This window comes from Paenibacillus sp. J31R109, assembly GCF_059692055.1.
On sequence record NZ_JCAUAR010000007.1, the window covers coordinates 118799 to 137515 of the forward strand.

Below are 18717 nucleotides of genomic sequence, written 5' to 3' on the forward strand. Positions count from 1 at the left end.
CGTATGCTTATGAGGCTAGTTTTGCTTAAGCCAAACTTGTAGGAGGATTGTAATGGCTTTATTTCTGATGATTCTCCGTAAAATGGCCAAAAACCGTTGGTTAGAGCTAAGCCTACTCATCGGGTTAATTATTTCCGTTGCGCTAGCTAGCTCAATGCCGATTTATACACATGCCATTTTGCAACGTATGCTGATCAAAGATTTGGAAGTTCAGCAGTCAGATACACAGAGATTTCCTGGATTAGTGAACAATCATGCCTTCTTTACGGAGGTTAAAGATGGCGCTAATCGTATGCGTGATGCAGAAGCGTATATGTCGGAGCACATTAAGCAATTCGGATTGCCCATTCTTCAGTCTACGATTACGCGCAGCACCAAGACTTTTGAACTTACGCCTAGCGACCCAAGCAAAGTCGATCCGAAAGAGAAACGATATGGCGAAATCACTGCTATGACAGATTTGGAAAAGCACATACGCCTAGTAGATGGTGTGATGCCTGCTGCTAAGCTCGTAGATGGCGTCTATGAAGCATGGGTATTTCCTGAACTATTAACGAAGTTGAAAATCGTACTTGGCAATGAAGTGACAGTGAAGAGCGAGGAACTGAATAGAAATATTCGCATCAAACCCGTAGCTGTGATTGATCGCGCAGATCTTGCTGATGTCTACTGGACGACGAATACAATGCCGGATTTGAGTTCAAGATTCTTCATACCTACTTCCTTATTCGAACAAGAATTAACGAGAGGCAGCCAGTTTGTCGATCAATTAATATACTGGAATTATGCCTTAGATTATCATCAATTAAAATTAGAAGGACTAGATACATACATCACGGCCAATGCACAAATGGAGGAATATGCTTGGAATTATTTAGAGACCTACAAGTCGTTTAATCAAACGATCGTTACCTTAACAACGTATGATGACAAAGAGCAAAAGCTCCGCATTTTACTCTGGTCCTTAAATGTACCCGTTAGCATCTTGCTTGCTTTCTATTTATTCATGGTTGCTAATTTGATAACCGAAAGACAGAAAACAGAGATTGCCGTTCTGCGAAGTCGAGGTGCTAGTCGAACGCAAATCCTATTGGGGTATGTGATAGAAGGTGTCTTACTAGGAGGCATTGCGCTGCTTGTAGGGCCTTTACTGGGACTTCAATTAACACAAATTCTAGGGGCTTCGAATGGGTTTCTATCATTTGTCCAACGTGCTGCGATGGAAGTGAATCTGAATAGAGAGGCGTATCAATACGGTGTCATTGCAGTTATTGCCTCCGTAGGGATGACACTCATTCCTGCGGTCTTAGCTACGCGTGTAAGTATCGTTGGTCATAAGCAAACGCTAGCCAGGAAGAATAAGCTTTCTTTTGTCCATAAAATATATCTGGATGTCGTTCTACTGGCTGTTTCCATGTATTTATTACAAAGCTTTAATCGAAGAATGGGAGATCTGGTCGCGCTGGGCTTGGACTCTATGGATATGAAGGTGGATCCGCTTCTATTTGTGGTGCCCGCCATTTTTATCTTCGCATTGGGGCTTGTGGTGTTGCGGATTTACCCGTGGATTATTCAACTCATTTATATCATTGGGCGAAAATGGTGGCCGCCTTACTTGTATTCTACGTTGCTCCAGGTGGGCAGATCCACAACACAATATCAATTCATCATGCTTTTTATTATTATGACGCTAGCAACAGGGATTTTTAGTGCCAGTGCCGCCAGAACGATGAACAAGAATGTGGAAGAGAAAATTCATTATAAAAACGGTGCCGATATTGTTCTCCAAACGACATGGGATAACGATGCCCCTCCCCCACAGACGGGACCGCCAGGGGCCGCTGGTGAGGGGAACGCATCAGGCAGCGCAAGTGGAGGCAACAAACGCGTTCAATACGTAGAGCCCCCGTTTATGCCGTTCTCACAACTGACAGGGGTAGAATCAGCGGCTCGCGTATTTAAGAAACAGGACGCTTATATCGCACTAGGCAAAGATACGAAAAAAACTACGCTCATGGGGATTGATACAGATGATTTCGGACGAACAGCCTGGTTCAGGGACCAGCTGCTAGATCATCATTTCTATGACTATTTGAACGTGTTAGCGACCGATTCCAAAGCCGTGCTGATCTCGAGATCGATTGCTGATGAAATTGGAGCGAAAGTAGGCGATGTCGTTCGGATTGGTTGGAATGATGTGGAGGGAGCTACTTCTGTCGTCTATGGCATTATTGATTATTGGCCTAGCTGGAATCCGAATCCTGTTTTGGCTGCGCCGACAAGCTCAAGCTCGACAAGCAATTCAACTTCCACGAAGCCAACGAAAGTGGATATGCCGAAGCTAGTCATTGGTCATCTATCATTCATCCAAAATAATTTAGCGGTAGAGCCCTATGATGTGTGGTTAAAACTGAAGCCAGATATGACAAGCCAAGCTTTGTATGAATTGCTGGAACAGAAACATATGTCGGTCACGCGTTTAGTAGATACGAATATGATGGTGATTCGTTCGAAGAATGACCCTTTCCAGTTGGCTGTGAATGGTGTAATGACGCTTGGCTTCTTAATCGCGATAAGTATCAGCTTCATTGGCTTTCTGTTGTACTGGCTGCTCTCTCTTTACGGGCAGATTCTACAATTTGGTGTGCTACGTGCCATGGGGATCTCCTTCAGGCAGTTAATTGGGATGCTAGTTGCCGAGCAGCTGCTAACCTCGGGCGCAGCGGTGATCATTGGCATGATAACGGGAAATGCAGCCAGCCGTTTGTTCGTTCCCTTATTCCAATTAACGTTCGATTCATCGAGTCAAGTACCGCCATTTCAAGTCCGTTTCGATCCGCAAGATCAGCTGCATTTATATGTCATTGTGATCATCATGATTGGCATTGGATTATTACTTCTCGGCACGATGCTCTCCAGAATTAAGATTCATCAAGCCGTTAAGCTTGGGGAGGATTAAGCATGATTCATTGTGAAAATTTAGTTAAAATTTATAAAGCGGCTGATTTTGAAGTCGTTGCTCTGCAAGGGCTTGACCTTCATATTGAAGAGGGAGAATTAATGGCCATTATCGGCAATAGCGGTAGTGGCAAGTCGACCCTGCTTAATATGTTAGGTGGGCTAGATCGTCCTTCAGCAGGTAATCTCAGTGTGGATGGGAAAGATTTATTGAAATTTAAAGAAGCGGATTTGGTCAAATATAAACGGGAAACTGTGGGCTTCGTGTGGCAAAATAATGCGCGGAACTTGATTCCTTATTTGACGGCCATGGAAAATGTGGAATTGCCGATTCTTCTGCAGGGCCGGCGCAAACGTTATCGTGCGTTGGATTTATTGGAAGCTGTAGGCTTGAGCCATCGGAAAAATAATAAGCTCAATGAGCTTTCTGGCGGTGAGCAGCAGCGCGTTGCCATTGCGATTGCGCTGGCTAATCAGCCAAGGCTGTTGCTTGCAGATGAACCGACTGGATCGGTCGATACGAAGATGGCGAATCAGATTCTGGATCTGTTCCGTGAGTTGAACCGCAGCTTCGGCTTGACCGTCGTCATTGTAACGCATGATCCGCTTCTGGCGAAGAAAGTAGATCGTGTAGTCGCGATTCGAGATGGCAAAACCTCCTCCGAAATATTACGACGCAAATCCTATCAAGAGGAATTGCTGGAGCTTGAGCAAGGGATAATTTCGTCAGAAGAAGATTCTCATGTTGAATATGCGGTCGTTGACAAGGCAGGCAGATTGCAGATTCCGGCGAACTATCTGGAGTCCATAGGGGCTGCAGGTACGAATAAAATGCGAGTGGAGATGGAGAATGGGCGGATTATTCTTCTTCCACAGGATAAAGCTTGACTTTAGGAAGAAAGTGCCAGTAAAATTATAACATACTATTCCAGTAGGAATTATTTTAGTTCTTATTTCTTAATCGCTCGACAAATGAAACATAATCCTAGGAGGCATGCTCATGTCCAATTCTGAACGTAAACACTTACCGGAAACACTAGCGATTCATGCAGGTCAAAAAGTTGATCCTGCGACTAATTCACGTGCGGTTCCCATCTATCAAACGACGTCTTATGTTTTTAACGACACGGAGCATGCCGCTAACCTATTTGCACTCAAGGAATTCGGCAATATTTATACACGCATTATGAATCCGACAACAGATGTATTTGAACAACGTATTGCAGCCCTCGAAGGTGCACCAGCCGCGCTTGCTGTGGCATCCGGTCAAGCTGCTATCACATTTTCGATTCTGAACATTGCCGAAGTTGGAGATGAAATCGTATCGGCTTCCGCTTTATATGGTGGTACATACAATTTATTTGCCAATACATTGCCTAAATTAGGGATCAAAGTGAAATTCGTAGATGCTAGTAATCCTGATAATTTCCGGGCTGCGATTACGGATAAAACGAAAGCAATCTATGCTGAATCCATTGGTAATCCCAAAGGGGACGTCTTGGATATTGAAGCCGTAGCGGCCATTGCACATGAGAATGGCATTCCGCTTATCGTGGATAATACGTTCCCAAGTCCGTATCTGCTTAGACCGATCGAGCATGGCGCTGATATCGTGGTGCACTCTGCGACCAAGTTTATCGGAGGTCATGGTACGACCATCGGTGGCGTTATTGTAGACGGAGGAAAGTTTGATTGGGCGGCAAGTGGCAAATTCCCAGGTTTGACGACGCCAGATCCGAGTTATAATGGCGTAGTTTACACAGAAGCGGTTGGTGCGATTGCCTATATTATCAAGGCACGTGTGCAACTATTGCGAGATTTGGGCGCATCCTTGTCCCCGAACAGTTCTTTCCTATTATTGCAAGGCCTAGAAACGCTGCATCTTCGTCTTGAGCGTCACAGTGCCAATGCGTTGAAAGTAGCTCAATATTTAGAAGCGCATGAGTCTGTCGAGTGGGTTAGCTATGCCGGACTTGAGAGTCATCCGTCCTATTCCTTAGCTAAGAAGTATTTGCCGAAAGGACAGGGCGCAATTCTTAGCTTTGGCATCAAAGGCGGTATCGAAGCAGGCAAAAAGCTGATACACGCCGTGGAATTATTCTCTCATTTGGCCAACGTAGGCGATTCCAAGTCCTTAATTATTCATCCCGCAAGCACAACGCATTCGCAATTGAATGAACAAGAACAAGTATCAGCAGGTGTTTCACCAGGACTTATACGTTTATCCGTTGGAACAGAAGCCATTGAGGATATTATCTATGATTTGGAGCAAGCGATCGTTGCTAGTCAGAAGTAAACTTGAAACGATAACTTTTTCCGCATAAAATATGAGAAGGCTGCGATTTAGGAGCTCAACCTAAATGCAGTCTTTTTTGTTGAGCTACAAGAATAGCGAGAATGAAACTTTTTGATCCGAATCGCTGTCTATTACTTATGAAAAGCTTTTTAACCTCTAGGAGGCATGACGACACGAAATGAAAGGACTATTGAAAACTAACATGAAAAACAAAATGAACGTAACCATCGCCATTCTCTTGGCATTAACGATTGTGGCAGGTTGTGGGAGCAAGAATGAAGGAGTCTCTACGATTTTTCCTAGCCCCACACCTTCAACTAGTGTGACAACAAGTCCTACGGCTTCACCGAGTGTAGGTACAACACCAACGACACCAGCAACTACTTCCCCTGCGGCTACGGCTACTGTGAAGCCATCTTCGACTCCAGTGACTTCACCTGCTGCCAGCACTACGCCAACTAAAAATGGCGCAGTTCAAGTGATTGCCAAACCGGAAAGTATTACCGTTCTGGTCAATAAGATGAACTCGCTGCCAGCGAGCTATGAGCCGACAGACCTTGTGTATCCGAACATTGCTTTTACTTTTTCCGAGAAGATTGATAAGCGCAAAATGCGCCAAGTCGCAGCAACGGCTATAGAGAAGCTATTCGCTGGAGCGGCCAAAGATGGCGTTCCATTAGCAGGTGTTTCTGCGTATCGTTCGTATGCAACACAGAAATCACTTTTTGATAGCTATGTGAAAAAAGACGGTGAAGAAAAGGCTAAAACGTACAGCGCCGTGCCGGGAACGAGTGAGCATGAAACAGGACTGGCTATTGACGTAACAGGCAGTAATGGCAAATGTGCGGCGTCAGACTGCTTTGGCGGAACGAAGGAAGCCATTTGGTTAGAGAAGCATGCTGCTGAGTACGGTTATATTATCCGTTATCCACAAGGAAAAGCGGCCATTACAGGCTATCAATATGAGCCTTGGCATTTGCGATATGTAGGAACTGATATTGCGAAGGAAATTCAGTCGAAGAATGTGACAATGGAAGAATATTATCATACGGTTGCTGTCTCCAAATAACGTATAGCCAATAACCCCACTGGGATTCTGACAAATCCATGTGGGGTTGTTTTTGTTCAGGAATTTTAAGATAATGCTTGACGTTCCAGCGATTCTATCATAATCTTCGTGTAAGAACATCATTGCAAGTATGTCGCAATTTTGCACCTTGATCTGTCACTAATTCGGAATTTAACCGCTTCATAGCCCGTGATACAATGATCCCAAGTCACTTATTTGGAGGTTATTAAAGATGAAAGTAGCAATGTTGAGTTTCTGGCATGTACACGCAAAAGATTATGCTAAACAGGTAAACGAGAACCCAAATACAGAGATTGTTGCAATTTGGGACGAGATTGTGGAGAGAGGTCAGCAAGAAGCCGAAGCACGCGGTGTGGCTTTTTACGCAAGTCTTGAAGAGTTACTCGCGAATCCAGAAATCGAAGCTGTTGTTGTAGATACACCTACCAACCTTCACCGAGATGTAATCATCGCTGCTGCAAGAGCAGGTAAACATATTTTCACAGAGAAAGTTATTGCTCCTACACTTCGTGAAGTGAACGAGATTCTCGCAGCTGTGGAAGAAGCAGGCGTAACGCTAACGGTCTCTTTACCACGTTTGAATTCACCTTCTACACTAGCCATTCAAGAAATTATTGCCAAAGAGTTGTTAGGCGAAATTACGCTTGTTCGTACACGTCTTTCTCATAATGGCGGGATTTCAACTTCGGCGAATCCGAACGGCTGGTTGCCGCAGCATTTCTATAACGCCGAGCAATGTGGTGGCGGAGCACTCATCGATCTTGGCTGTCATCCGATGTATCTCAACCGTCTTTTCCTAGGATTACCTGTCTCTGTAAGCGCTTCTTATGGTTATGTAACAGGAAGAGAAGTTGAAGATAATGCCGTATCACTGCTGCAATATGAGAACGGTGCTTTAGGAATAGTTGAAGCTGGCTTTGTGAATGCTTTCTCGCCTTTCGTCATTGAAGTTCATGGAACAGCAGGTAGTGTCTTGTATTCGGAACAAGATGGCCGTGTTATGCTGCGTACGAACAAGCTAGAGGAAGCTACAGGACAATGGGTGGCTTACGAGTCGCTGCCAGAAGCAAACCCGAGTGCATTTGACCAATGGGTAGCTCATATTCAAAATGGTACTAAAGCGACTGAGAATATCGGGTTGGCTGTGGACTTAACGAAGCTGATGGAAGCTTCTAATCTATCCGTTGCAAACAAAGGCCAAGTCAGATTAGATTCTTTGCAAAAATAAAGCTCACATCCTGGATAGGAAGCGGTGTTTATCCTCATGAGTCAACCCTTTTACTTCGAACCTATGCTTGAAAATCCGATGGCTTTAGATCGCCTAGAGTTAAGTTTTCGTTGGGGAGCCTACGGCATTCGCGTATTGCGTTGTCACCTGACTTCCTTTCCTCCAGGCGCTGTCGTGAATTATCATCAGCATTCGGAGTACGAGATTCACTATATCCCCAGTGGTAAAGGCAGAGTTATTCTGGAAGGGATTACACATCCTCTTCATGAAGGACTTCTCTACGTCACAGCGCCTGGTGTTATTCATCGGCAAGAAGCAGATGAACAGGAAGCGATGGGCGAGCTGTGTCTCCATGTGGATATAGTGAAGCTAACGGACAATGAGGATAGTGCTTCCACGGCCAGCTCCGCCCCTGGTTGGGGAGAGGAGTGGGAGATCGCAGAAGCGGAAGCCTGTATCGGGCAGCTAAGCCATCTGCCCTTAATCCCGGCTGTCGATCGTCACGAAGCGATGAAATGTTTCCTCGTCGCGTATGAAGCCTGGAGGAACAACCAACTAGGTCAGTACACGGTTATCAAACAGTCCATCCTCCAGATGCTCTTAAGAACGGTTAGCGCTTATAAGCCGGAGCAACAGGGAGTGAATTTGCCTGCCCGCGATATGAAAAGCTATCGATATCACATGGCGGTTCAATTCATTGCAGATAATTTCCGCCGTCCCCTAACTTTAGAAGGGGTAGCGGAACGCGTACAGATCAGTTCAAGGCAGCTCCAGCGGATTTTCAAGGAAAAGGCGGATGTTTCGTTTAGCGAGTATTTGGAACAAGTTCGCCTCAAATTCGTATGCAGCGAGCTGCAGCAAACGACCTTGACACTGGAGAAAATAGCGGAGCGCAGCGGCTTTACGTCTAGCAATTACTTGCACTATGTCTTCAAAAAAGCGCATGGCACAACGCCAAACGCCTACCGTGAAAATAAACTGCTCCAACAAGTCAGCACCATGTAAAACCGCAAGAAATTCAAAGAAGCTCCAACGTGGAATCTACTGCGTTGGAGCTTCTTTTTTAATCAATAAGTATGGTTTAACAGGAAAAACTCCAGTTATTTTCGGGCTATGTCTGCAAATACAGCAGAAAGCCGAAATATAACTGGAGTTTTTTCCATTTTAAGTTCCTATTTTAGCTGAAAATCGAGAGTTTGACTGGACTTTAGAGACTGTCGATTAATGAATCGAGGCTTAATAAACATGCAACTTAGTGAATGTTAATAAAAATTGTTAGTTTCAGAGGAGGTTGTCTCTCCTTACAAAGGTACGGTCACATGCGTTTTCAAATAAAGGTGTGGCATAACGTTATTTGCTTCATATATATGTTCTGTGAAAATATAGCATTACGAAATAACGCTATTTCGACCAAATGGAGTGGAATTTATCCATTTAGAGTGAAATAACGCTATTCTATAACGTTATTCCCCCGTATTCTCTACTAAACTAATAAATAAGATGTTTTCATAACGCTATTTTGCAAACGAGGTTCATCTCTATGTCATGGAAGCGATAAGTTATCTCGAGTTGCAGAAGTTCCCGGTTGTTTCTCTCCATTTCAAATGTTTATAGGATATTCAGGATAAACAGTTAATCGACAGTCCCCTTTCTCCAGCTATTCCCCTGGAGGTAAGTCCTAGACATCGACTTCCAAGCTTTATTCAAAAAGCTTCCGCAGATTTTCCGTATAAGGCGCTTGAACGATTCCTTTTTCCGTGATAATCGCAGTCACATACTCATTGGGTGTTACGTCGAAAGCAGGATTAAATACTTTCACGCCAACAGGCGCCGTGCGTTTGCCAAAGCCTTGCGTGATCTCGTCCTCGTGGCGCTCCTCAATCGGGATATCGCCGCCAGTCGGCGTGTTCAAGTCGATCGTGGACAACGGACTTGCCACATAGAACGGGATGCCATGCGCCTTTGCCAGCACAGCAACGCTGTACGTGCCGATTTTGTTGGCGACATCGCCGTTAGCTGCCACGCGGTCCGTTCCGACGATGACCGCTTGAATCCAGCCCTTGGCCATGACCGCGCCGGCCATGTTGTCGCAGATAAGCGTGACGTCAACGCCCGCTTGCTGCAGTTCAAAGGCTGTCAGCCGCGCACCTTGCAGCACGGGGCGAGTTTCATCGGCGAACACTTTGATGTTCAGCCCTTGTTCCTTCGCCAAGTAGAACGGCGCTAGCGCCGTGCCGTACTTGGCTGTAGCCAAACCGCCGGCGTTGCAATGCGTCAGCACGCCAAACCCATCCTCGAACAGCGTGAGCGCATGTTCGCCAATACGGCGGTTGGTGTCTTCGTCCTCCGCCTGAATGACTTGCGCTTCTGTCAGAAGCGCAGCTTTGAAGGCATCCGGGCTCACGCCTTCGGCTGCCAAAGCACTTGCTCTCGCGCGCATGCGATCGAGTGCCCAGAACAAGTTCACCGCTGTCGGACGCGACGTCGCCAGATAGTCCGCTTGCTTCTGGACTTCCGCTAGAAGCCCATCAATCGCAGCATCCACGCCGCGGATGCCGAGGTACACCCCATACGCGGCGGCGATCCCGATCGCAGGTGCGCCGCGCACTTTTAAGTGCCGAATCGCTTCCCACACCTCAATTGGTGTCTCCAGCGGCAAATACACGATCTCCTCTGGAAGCAATCGTTGATCCAGCAAATCTAGCTGCTGACCATTCCAGCGCAAGGATTGTAGGGCACCTTGTACTTCTTCTGTTACGTTGTTCGTCGTTGTCATAGTACATAACCTCTTTCTGCTGCTCGTGTTGCAATGTTTATAAGTTCATCTATGGATGTTGCTTGACGGTTTGCTCGAATTGCAGCAGTTCCGATGGCTAGTGCCAATCGTTGTGCGCGTTCTCTGGCAGTAGCGTCTTCAATTTTATCGATATCTGCGACATGGGCAAGACCGACTACACGACGCACCATTTTGGCACCGGTGAATCCGACCGTATCACGAAGCAAGTTGGCAATGAAATAATCTTGGTAGCCTGGAGCAGCAAATACACGATCTACCCCTTGTTCGTTCCATAATGCACGGAAATTTTGTTCGAAATGCGTCCATACATCCTTCACCGTTTGCGTCAAATAAGCGCGGTAAGAGGAACGGCTTGCTGCATCTTTACTCCATCCTTCTTGGGCAGCAAAGTTAAGAAGGAGGTTTGCTAGAACAGCACCGATATCAAAGCCCATCGGGCCATAGTAAGCGAATTCTGGGTCAATCACTTTGGTTGAATCCGGTTTGATAAAAATACTGCCGGTATGCAAGTCACCATGCAGCAGGGCTTGTGCCGAAGTAAGGAACTTATTACGCAGAATCGCAACTTCGAAGTGAAGCTCGTTGTCTGCCCACAGCTGTTCCGCCGCATCGCGGATAGGCGCTTCAATATTGTTCGTTTCGGCATCGCGATACGGATCATCGAAAATCAAATCTTCTGTGATTTTGCATAGCTCTGGATTGATGAAGCGGCCTTGCTGAATCTTTTTCTCTTGTTGATTTTTGCCTAAATCCGAAGTGAAGAAAAGGGTGTGAGCCATGAAACGGCCGATATGCTCAGCAAACAGCGGGTATTGATTACCTTCGATCAACCCTCTGCGCATAATAACATGATCGCTTAAGTCTTCCATCACGGTGAGAGCAAGCTCAGCATCATAGGCATAAACATGAGGAACAAGGTCTGGAACAAGTCCTTCTTCAATAATTAACGCTTCGCTCTCAATACGCGCACGATCCAGCGTCAGTGGCCAAGATTCACCAACAACTTTGGCATAAGGGAGTGCTTGCTTCAAAATAATACTTTTTCCTGTAGCCGCTTCTGTTATGCGAAATACGAGGTTTAAATTCCCATCCCCAATTTCTTGGCTAGACAAATCAGCACCAGCTTGGAACAATTGCGGGATTTGGCGTGCATATTCAATGGCTTGTGCTTCCGATAACGGATGGTAAGTGGACATGGATGAACCTCCTAAAAGTTTTCGTCAGAAAACTGACTTCGTAAGCATCTTCCTAAGTGATTGGAATTAATTCCAACTAGTTTACTGAGTATTAATAAGTCTTTACCTAGTATAAGACAAAATGTTTCCGCATGAAATACACTTTTCAGAAATGTCGTTTATTTTACATAAAATCCCCCAAATAAACGTAAATTAGCGTGTACAAGGACAATTTTCAGGCAACATGAGGAGGATTTAGATGACGAGTACAACCTTAGTATCCACGCAATCGATTCAAGCTGTTCTCAATAAACAGATCGCCAATTGGAACTTACTGTTCGTAAAACTCCATAATTTTCATTGGTATGTAAAAGGAAATCAATTTTTCACACTCCATGTGAAATTCGAAGAACTTTATAATGAGGCTGCCCTTCATGTTGATGAACTGGCTGAACGATTACTAGCAATTGGCGGGCAGCCTGCCGCGACGATGAAAGCTTATTTAGAGGTATCTTCCTTGAAAGAAGCCTCAGGTACGGAGACCGCCACGAAAATGGTTGAAGCGATTGTTGAAGACTTCACCATTCTTACGCAAGAGTTAAAGGCAGGCATGCAGATCTGTGAAGAAGCCAGTGATGATACGACATCGGATATGCTGCTAGCGATTCAAACGTCCTTAGAAAAGCATCGCTGGATGCTGCAATCATTTCTTGGGTGAGATATTTACACAATCTTCATTACCTTCGAATATTCACCTAATGTAAGTCAGTTAATCTAGAGACTAATCAGGGTCAAAGGATGTGGAATGGATGAAATTCATATTTGCCGTGGCAGCCTGCATTCTTTTATTGCTTCTTGCCTATCAAGCAGATACGCCTGATCGCACCCAAGATCCCCATCCAATGAAACATAATCAAGAACAGTTTTCCCGAATGCAGCCTACGTATGATAAGGATTCAGCGAAATAAGGAGAAGGAATGGCCTGAATTTTGGGCTGTTCCTTTTTATTTTTCCTGTAAAATGTCAAATCCATTTGTTTTGCATACAAAGTTTATTTATAATAGATGGATTAATGAGGAGAACGAGGAGTGGGCGTTATGGGACAGGGGAAGGCGTTAAAGGAATGGGCGTCTGCGGTCAAAGCGTTAGAAGCTGGCTCGCAAATTTTTATTATGCGCAAGGGAGGTATTGTTGAAGAGACGAGAGATTTCCAGGTGGAATCGAATGATTTTTTTCTGTATCCAACCTACGAACACCAGAGGAAAGCATTGTTGAAAGAAGAGTTTCAGGGAATTATCGATGAAACTTTAGTGAATTGGAATGTGCAAGATACTCACGTGACGATCACTTCTTTTGCCCGCGTGGTTGAAGATATCGAAGTGAGCGATCAGGAAAAGCTGAATCTGCTGTATCCTTTTCACATTTGGACGGAAAATTTTACGGAAGAGCGTTTGAAGTGGAAACGTAAAAACCCCCTGCATATAATGATATTACGGGTCTATACGCTTCAACAGCCGCTTCAAATTGAGATCGAACAGGCCTACATTGGATGCAAGTCATGGATACAGCTTGGCGTTTCGGTTCCAGACGATTCTGAGATGACACCCGTGTTAAATGACGAACAATTTTTCGCACAAGTTGCTGAAATTAAACGTACTTTGGCGTAAAATTTACGTAGTAATTCACAAAACGCTCGCCTTTTTCAAGGGATTGCCCTTTCTTGATTTGTTACAGTAAGTTATAATAGAATTATTCTAATGAGAATCAGTGATAATCACTACACAAGATTGTCATCTATCAAGTACACTCAAACATTATGGAGGCTTAAAGAAAATGGCAAATTCATCAACATTTACAATAGACGGTCTGAAGGCGACCATCGAAGGAAAGGAAATTTTGAAAGGTCTTAGCCTAGAAATCAAAGGCGGCGAAATTCACGCGATCATGGGGCCGAACGGTACGGGTAAAAGTACATTGGCATCCGCGTTAATGGGTCACCCCAAATATGAAGTAACAGAGGGTTCTGTCACTTTGGATGGCGAAGATGTTCTTGAGATGGCGGTTGACGAAAGAGCACGCGCTGGTTTGTTCTTGGCAATGCAGTACCCAAGCGAAATCACTGGCGTAACGAATGCTGACTTCTTGCGCAGTGCTATGAACGTTCGCCGCGGTGAAGGTAACGAGATTTCCTTGATCAAATTCATTCGTCAAATGGAAGCAAAAATGAAGCAACTGGAAATGAACCCTGAGTTCATGCACCGTTACTTGAATGAAGGTTTCTCCGGCGGTGAGAAAAAGCGTAATGAGATTCTTCAAATGCTTTTGCTTGAGCCTAAATTCGTGATCCTTGATGAAATTGACTCCGGTCTAGATATCGATGCTTTGCGTATCGTAGCTGAAGGTGTTAATGCAATGCGCAGTGAAGAGCGTGGATTCTTGATCATTACGCATTACCAACGTTTGTTGAACTACGTGAAACCTGATTTTGTACATGTTATGATGCAAGGTCGTATCGTGAAATCCGGTGGTCCTGAGCTTGCTGAGCGTTTGGAAGCAGAAGGCTACGACTGGATTAAAGAAGAGCTGGGCATCGTTGACGAAACAGTGGGTCAAGATGAAGAAGAATTCAAAGTTCCAATGAACACGACTGGACCGAAGTACTAGGAGATGAGAAACTTTGATCTTCGGGTCAAAGATACTTATAAATGGAGGAAATCATGAGCACTAAAACAACACTTTCCATCGATACTAATGCTGTTACTGAGCTCTCCCGCAGCAAGCAAGAGCCGGAGTGGATGACAGCCCTTCGTGCTGAAGGCGTAGCATTAGCGAATTCGTTGGAATTACCTATACTAGAAAAAACAAGAATCGACCGTTGGAGCATTTCTGCTTACGGTTCCTATAAAGAGCAAGCCGCTTTGAATTCACTTGATGCGTTGCCTGAAGTGACCAAAGGCTTGACGAATTCCGAGAACCTGATCGTACAACGCAACTCCGGTATCGTGTACAATCAAGTGTCCGAAGAATTGAAAAAGCAAGGTGTTATTTTCACAGATTTAGAAACAGCGGTTCGTGAGCATGCTGACCTTGTAAAGCCTTATTTCATGAAAGCTGTTCAAGCGAATGAGAATCAGCTTACAGCGTTGCATGCAGCTTTGTGGAATGGCGGTATCTTCATCTATGTTCCGAAGAACGTAGTTGTAGACATCCCACTTCAAGCGTTGTTTGTAGCAGATGATGCAGAAGCTACATTTGCTCCGCATGTTCTGATTGTAGCTGAACAATTCAGCTCCGTGACGTATGTAGATAACTTCGTATCCTCCGTTGGCGGTGCAGCTCTTGTGCAAAACGGGATTGTTGAAGTATTTGCAAAACCAGGTTCACGCGTAAGTTATTCCTCCATCCACAGCTTGGAAGCATCCGTAACAGATCTTACGTATCGTCGTGCGGTCCTTGAAGATGATTCCCGTATTGGCTGGGTAGTTGGTGAATTGAACTATGGGAATTCGATGTCTGATACGACATCTATTCTCAAAGGTAAAGGTTCTGACTCCGATGCCAAAGTGATCTGTGTTGGTACACAAGAACAAAAACTTAATCTGACGACACGCGCTGTACATTGGGGCAAAGCGTCGACAAGCGATATGATTACGCGTGCAGTTATGCGTGATGGTTCTACAGCTATCATCAATGGAATTACGAAGATCGAAAAAGGCGCGCAAGGCTGTAATGGCCAACAGACAGAGAAAGTCTTGATGCTAAGCCCGAAAGCTCGTGGAGACGCGAATCCGATTCTTCTAATTGACGAAGATGATGTTAAAGCAGGTCATGCTGCGAGCGTTGGGCAAGTGAATGCAGAACAAGTTCACTACCTCATGTCCCGTGGTATTACGAAGGAAGAAGCTCAACGCTTAATCATTTACGGATTCTTGGCGCCAGTCGTTTCCGAAATTCCTGTTAAGAGCGTTGAAGAACAGCTGCAAAGCTTAGTGGAGAGGAAGCTAGGACAATGATACCTGCCGAGATACGTGAACTTTTTCCCATTCTGAAGCAAGAAGTGAACGGTCATCCTCTGGTTTACTTGGATAGTGCTGCTACTTCCCAGAAGCCTATTCAGGTGATTGAGGCACTGAAGCATTACTACGAGTGGGATAATGCGAACGTTCATCGCGGGGTTCATACCCTTGGTTCCCGAGCAACGGATGCGTACGAAGGAGCTAGAGCCAAAGTGGCTAAGTTCATCGGCGCAGCCAGCGAACAAGAAATTATTTTTACTAGAGGCACGACAACTGCAATTAATATCGTGGCAGCTAGTTTTGCTGAGTCAGTGCTACGTGAGGGCGATGAAATCGTCCTTACACCGATGGAGCATCACAGTAATCTGATCCCTTGGCAGCAAGCAGCTAAGAAATCAGGGGCTACTTTAAAATATATCCCGTTGCAGGCTGATGGATCAATCTCCTTAGCAGATGTTGAGAATACCATTACCGATCGTACGAAGATCGTGTCGATTGTATATGTATCCAATGTGTTAGGCGTAATCAACCCGATCAAAGAAATTGCAGCTATTGCCCACAAGCATGGCGCTAAAATCATGGTCGATGGTGCACAAAGCACGCCGCATATGAAGGTAGATGTGCAAGATTTGGATTGTGACTTTTATGCCTTGTCCGGGCATAAGATGTGTGGTCCAACCGGAATCGGGGCATTGTATGGGAAGAAGTCTTTGCTAAATAACATGGAACCTGTAGAGTTTGGCGGCGAAATGATCGATCATGTTGATCTTTACGAGTCGACTTGGAAGGAACTTCCGTGGAAATTTGAAGGCGGAACGCCTATGATTGCAGGAGCAGTAGGTCTTGGCGCAGCGATCGACTTCTTAACTGAGGTTGGGATGGATAATATATATAAACATGATGTTCAACTGACGAATTATGCTTTGGATCGTATGATGCAGATTCCTGATTTAGCTGTTTACGGACCTACAACGAATCGTGCAGGTCTTGTAACTTTCAATCTTGGAGATGTTCATCCGCATGACGTGGCAACCGTTTTAGATTCCATGGGCATTGCTGTCCGTGCTGGTCACCACTGCTGCCAACCGCTTATGAGATGGTTAGAACAAAGCAGCACCGCTCGTGCTAGCTTTTATCTATATAATACGGAAGATGATGTAGACCGTCTTGTGACGGCTTTACTGAAAACAAAGGAGTACTTCGGCGATGCAATTGGATGATTTATACCGTAGAGTAATTATGGATCACTATAAAACTCCTCGCAACCGTGGAAAATTTGAGTCCGGCGAGTCCGTTACGATTGATCTTAACAACCCAACCTGTGGTGATAAAATCTCACTACAGATGCAAGTTGAAGAGGGTATCGTGAAAATGGCGAAATTCACAGGTGAAGGCTGCTCGATTAGCTTATCCTCTGCATCGATGATGACGGATGCTGTCAAAGGCAAAACAATCGAAGAAGCACTGAAGATGGCTGATGATTTCTCAGGCCTCATGAAGGGCGAATCCGTAGATTTTGAATATGAAGACATTGAGGCTCTGTCGGGCGTTAATAAATTCCCAGCGAGGATTAAATGCGCAACTCTGGCGTGGAACGCATTACGCAAAGGGATTGAACATTCTCATAAGACCGATAACTAACGCATTTGCGATAGAATAGGTTAACTATATGTATATGCAAGTAAGAGAACGTTAAGGAGGAATCAACCATGGCTAAACAAATGCCAGATTTAGAGGATTACAAATATGGTTTTAGAGACGAGCACAAATCCATTTTCCAATCCGGTAAAGGTTTGACTCGTGAAATCGTTGAAGAAATCTCAAGAATTAAAGGCGAACCAGAATGGATGTTGGAGTTCCGTCTGAAATCACTTGAACAATTCTTCAAAATGCCGATGCCGCGTTGGGGCGGAAACATGGATGACCTGGATTTTGATGATATCCAGTACTATGTTCGTCCATCCGAGAAGCAAGGTAAAACGTGGGAAGAAGTTCCTACAGAAATTAAAGAAACATTCGACAAGCTTGGTATCCCTGAAGCAGAGCAAAAGTTCCTTGCTGGTGTGTCTGCTCAGTATGAGTCAGAGGTTGTTTACCACAGCATGCAAAAAGAGCTCGAAGATCAAGGTGTTATCTTTACAGATACAGACACAGCTCTTCGTGAATACCCAGAATTGTTCAGACAATATTTCGGAACGATCATTCCGCCAGCTGACAACAAATTTGCTGCATTAAACAGTGCAGTTTGGTCCGGTGGATCTTTCATCTACGTACCAAAAGGCGTTAAATGTGAAGTGCCTTTGCAGGCTTACTTCCGTATTAACTCCGAGAACATGGGGCAATTCGAGCGTACGTTGATCATCACCGACGAAGACAGCTTCGTGCACTACGTTGAGGGCTGTACAGCTCCAATCTACAGCACGAACTCCCTTCATAGTGCGGTTGTTGAGATCGTATGTCTAAAAAATTCCCGTGCTCGTTACACAACGATCCAAAACTGGGCACCTAACATCTACAACCTCGTTACCAAACGTGCGGTTGCAGAAGAAGGAGCTACGATGGAGTGGGTTGATGGTAACATCGGTTCCAAGCTGACAATGAAGTACCCAGCAGTTGTTCTTAAAGGCCGCGGCGCTAAAGGGATGGTTCTTTCCATCGCTGTTGCAGGCAAAGGTCAACATCAAGATGCGGGCGCGAAAATGACACATTTGGCTCCAGATACAACGTCGACAATCGTATCCAAATCGATTTCCAAGCATGGTGGTAAAGTAACGTACCGTGGTTTGGCTTCCTTCGGACGCAACTCCCAAGGCTCCAAAGCTAACATCAAATGCGATACGTTGATCTTGGATAACGAGTCTACTTCGGATACAATTCCATACAATGAAATCTTGAACGATAACATTACGCTAGAGCATGAAGCGACAGTATCCAAGGTATCTGAGGATCAATTGTTCTACCTCATGAGCCGTGGTCTTACGGAAGCAGAAGCGACGCAAATGATCGTTATGGGCTTCATCGAACCGTTTACCAAAGAACTTCCAATGGAATATGCCGTAGAAATGAACCGTCTCATCAAGTTCGAGATGGAAGGCTCTATTGGTTAATCCTCTTTATAAGTCAAAAAGCGTGCCCGAGAACATTCTCAGGCACGCTT

General features: G+C 45.0%; 16 protein-coding genes. 14 read left to right on the forward strand and 2 right to left on the reverse strand.

Annotated elements, in window-relative coordinates; all coding sequences use genetic code 11:
• Positions 1–52: 52 nt before the first annotated feature.
• The 6 genes from AC58QT_RS19145 to AC58QT_RS19170 all read left to right on the forward strand — a co-directional run bounded on the left by AC58QT_RS19145 (position 53) and on the right by AC58QT_RS19170 (position 8577).
• Positions 53–2959, forward strand: a complete 2907-nt coding sequence (locus tag AC58QT_RS19145; RefSeq protein WP_497410406.1) for an ABC transporter permease — start codon at positions 53–55, stop codon at positions 2957–2959.
• Between the two features lie 2 nt (positions 2960–2961).
• The gene (locus AC58QT_RS19150) at positions 2962–3846 is read left to right on the forward strand and encodes an ABC transporter ATP-binding protein (protein ID WP_497410407.1); all 885 of its coding nucleotides are present in this window, start codon (positions 2962–2964) and stop codon (positions 3844–3846) included.
• 112 nt (positions 3847–3958) lie between these two features.
• The gene (locus tag AC58QT_RS19155) at positions 3959–5254 is read left to right on the forward strand and encodes a homocysteine synthase (protein ID WP_497281452.1); all 1296 of its coding nucleotides are present in this window, start codon (positions 3959–3961) and stop codon (positions 5252–5254) included.
• Between the two features lie 178 nt (positions 5255–5432).
• Complete coding sequence (locus AC58QT_RS19160; RefSeq protein ID WP_497410408.1) at positions 5433–6323, forward strand: M15 family metallopeptidase; 891 nt, start codon at positions 5433–5435, stop codon at positions 6321–6323.
• A gap of 232 nt (positions 6324–6555) precedes the next feature.
• Positions 6556–7572: a Gfo/Idh/MocA family protein gene (locus AC58QT_RS19165; protein ID WP_310500474.1), complete on the forward strand. Its 1017-nt coding sequence runs from the start codon at positions 6556–6558 to the stop codon at positions 7570–7572.
• A 36-nt stretch (positions 7573–7608) separates the two neighbouring features.
• A complete protein-coding gene (locus AC58QT_RS19170) occupies positions 7609–8577 on the forward strand; it encodes a cupin domain-containing protein (protein ID WP_497410409.1) in 969 nt (322 codons plus the stop codon).
• 694 nt (positions 8578–9271) lie between these two features.
• On the opposite strand, the gene mtnA is transcribed toward AC58QT_RS19170, so the two are convergent.
• Together mtnA and mtnK are read right to left on the reverse strand one after the other, a co-directional pair.
• Positions 9272–10348 (reverse strand): S-methyl-5-thioribose-1-phosphate isomerase, encoded by a 1077-nt coding sequence (gene mtnA, locus AC58QT_RS19175; RefSeq protein WP_497410410.1) that lies wholly within the window; start codon positions 10346–10348, stop codon positions 9272–9274.
• Complete coding sequence (gene mtnK, locus AC58QT_RS19180; RefSeq protein WP_497410411.1) at positions 10345–11565, reverse strand: S-methyl-5-thioribose kinase; 1221 nt, start codon at positions 11563–11565, stop codon at positions 10345–10347. Before mtnK ends, mtnA begins: the two co-directional genes overlap by 4 nt.
• Positions 11566–11803: 238 nt before the next feature.
• On the opposite strand from mtnK, the gene AC58QT_RS19185 reads away from it, so the two are divergent.
• From AC58QT_RS19185 to sufB, 8 genes are all read left to right on the forward strand, one after another.
• Positions 11804–12262 carry a Dps family protein gene (locus AC58QT_RS19185; protein WP_497410412.1) on the forward strand — a complete coding sequence of 153 codons (459 nt, stop codon included), beginning with the start codon at positions 11804–11806 and terminating at the stop codon, positions 12260–12262.
• A gap of 91 nt (positions 12263–12353) precedes the next feature.
• Positions 12354–12512: a hypothetical protein gene (locus tag AC58QT_RS19190; RefSeq protein ID WP_497410413.1), complete on the forward strand. Its 159-nt coding sequence runs from the start codon at positions 12354–12356 to the stop codon at positions 12510–12512.
• Between the two features lie 129 nt (positions 12513–12641).
• Positions 12642–13211 (forward strand): DUF1802 family protein, encoded by a 570-nt coding sequence (locus AC58QT_RS19195; RefSeq protein ID WP_497410414.1) that lies wholly within the window; start codon positions 12642–12644, stop codon positions 13209–13211.
• Between the two features lie 166 nt (positions 13212–13377).
• Positions 13378–14208, forward strand: a complete 831-nt coding sequence (gene sufC, locus AC58QT_RS19200) for a Fe-S cluster assembly ATPase SufC (RefSeq protein WP_497410415.1) — start codon at positions 13378–13380, stop codon at positions 14206–14208.
• A gap of 53 nt (positions 14209–14261) precedes the next feature.
• Positions 14262–15557 carry a Fe-S cluster assembly protein SufD gene (gene sufD, locus AC58QT_RS19205; protein ID WP_497410416.1) on the forward strand — a complete coding sequence of 432 codons (1296 nt, stop codon included), beginning with the start codon at positions 14262–14264 and terminating at the stop codon, positions 15555–15557.
• Positions 15554–16780: a cysteine desulfurase gene (locus AC58QT_RS19210; RefSeq protein WP_310500465.1), complete on the forward strand. Its 1227-nt coding sequence runs from the start codon at positions 15554–15556 to the stop codon at positions 16778–16780. The genes sufD and AC58QT_RS19210 overlap by 4 nt, the downstream gene beginning before the upstream one ends.
• Positions 16767–17201 (forward strand): Fe-S cluster assembly sulfur transfer protein SufU, encoded by a 435-nt coding sequence (gene sufU / locus AC58QT_RS19215; RefSeq protein WP_497281477.1) that lies wholly within the window; start codon positions 16767–16769, stop codon positions 17199–17201. Before AC58QT_RS19210 ends, sufU begins: the two co-directional genes overlap by 14 nt.
• 68 nt (positions 17202–17269) lie before the next feature.
• Entirely contained in the window at positions 17270–18667 is a 1398-nt protein-coding gene (sufB, locus tag AC58QT_RS19220) for a Fe-S cluster assembly protein SufB (protein WP_056624188.1), read from the forward strand.
• Positions 18668–18717 lie beyond the last annotated feature (50 nt).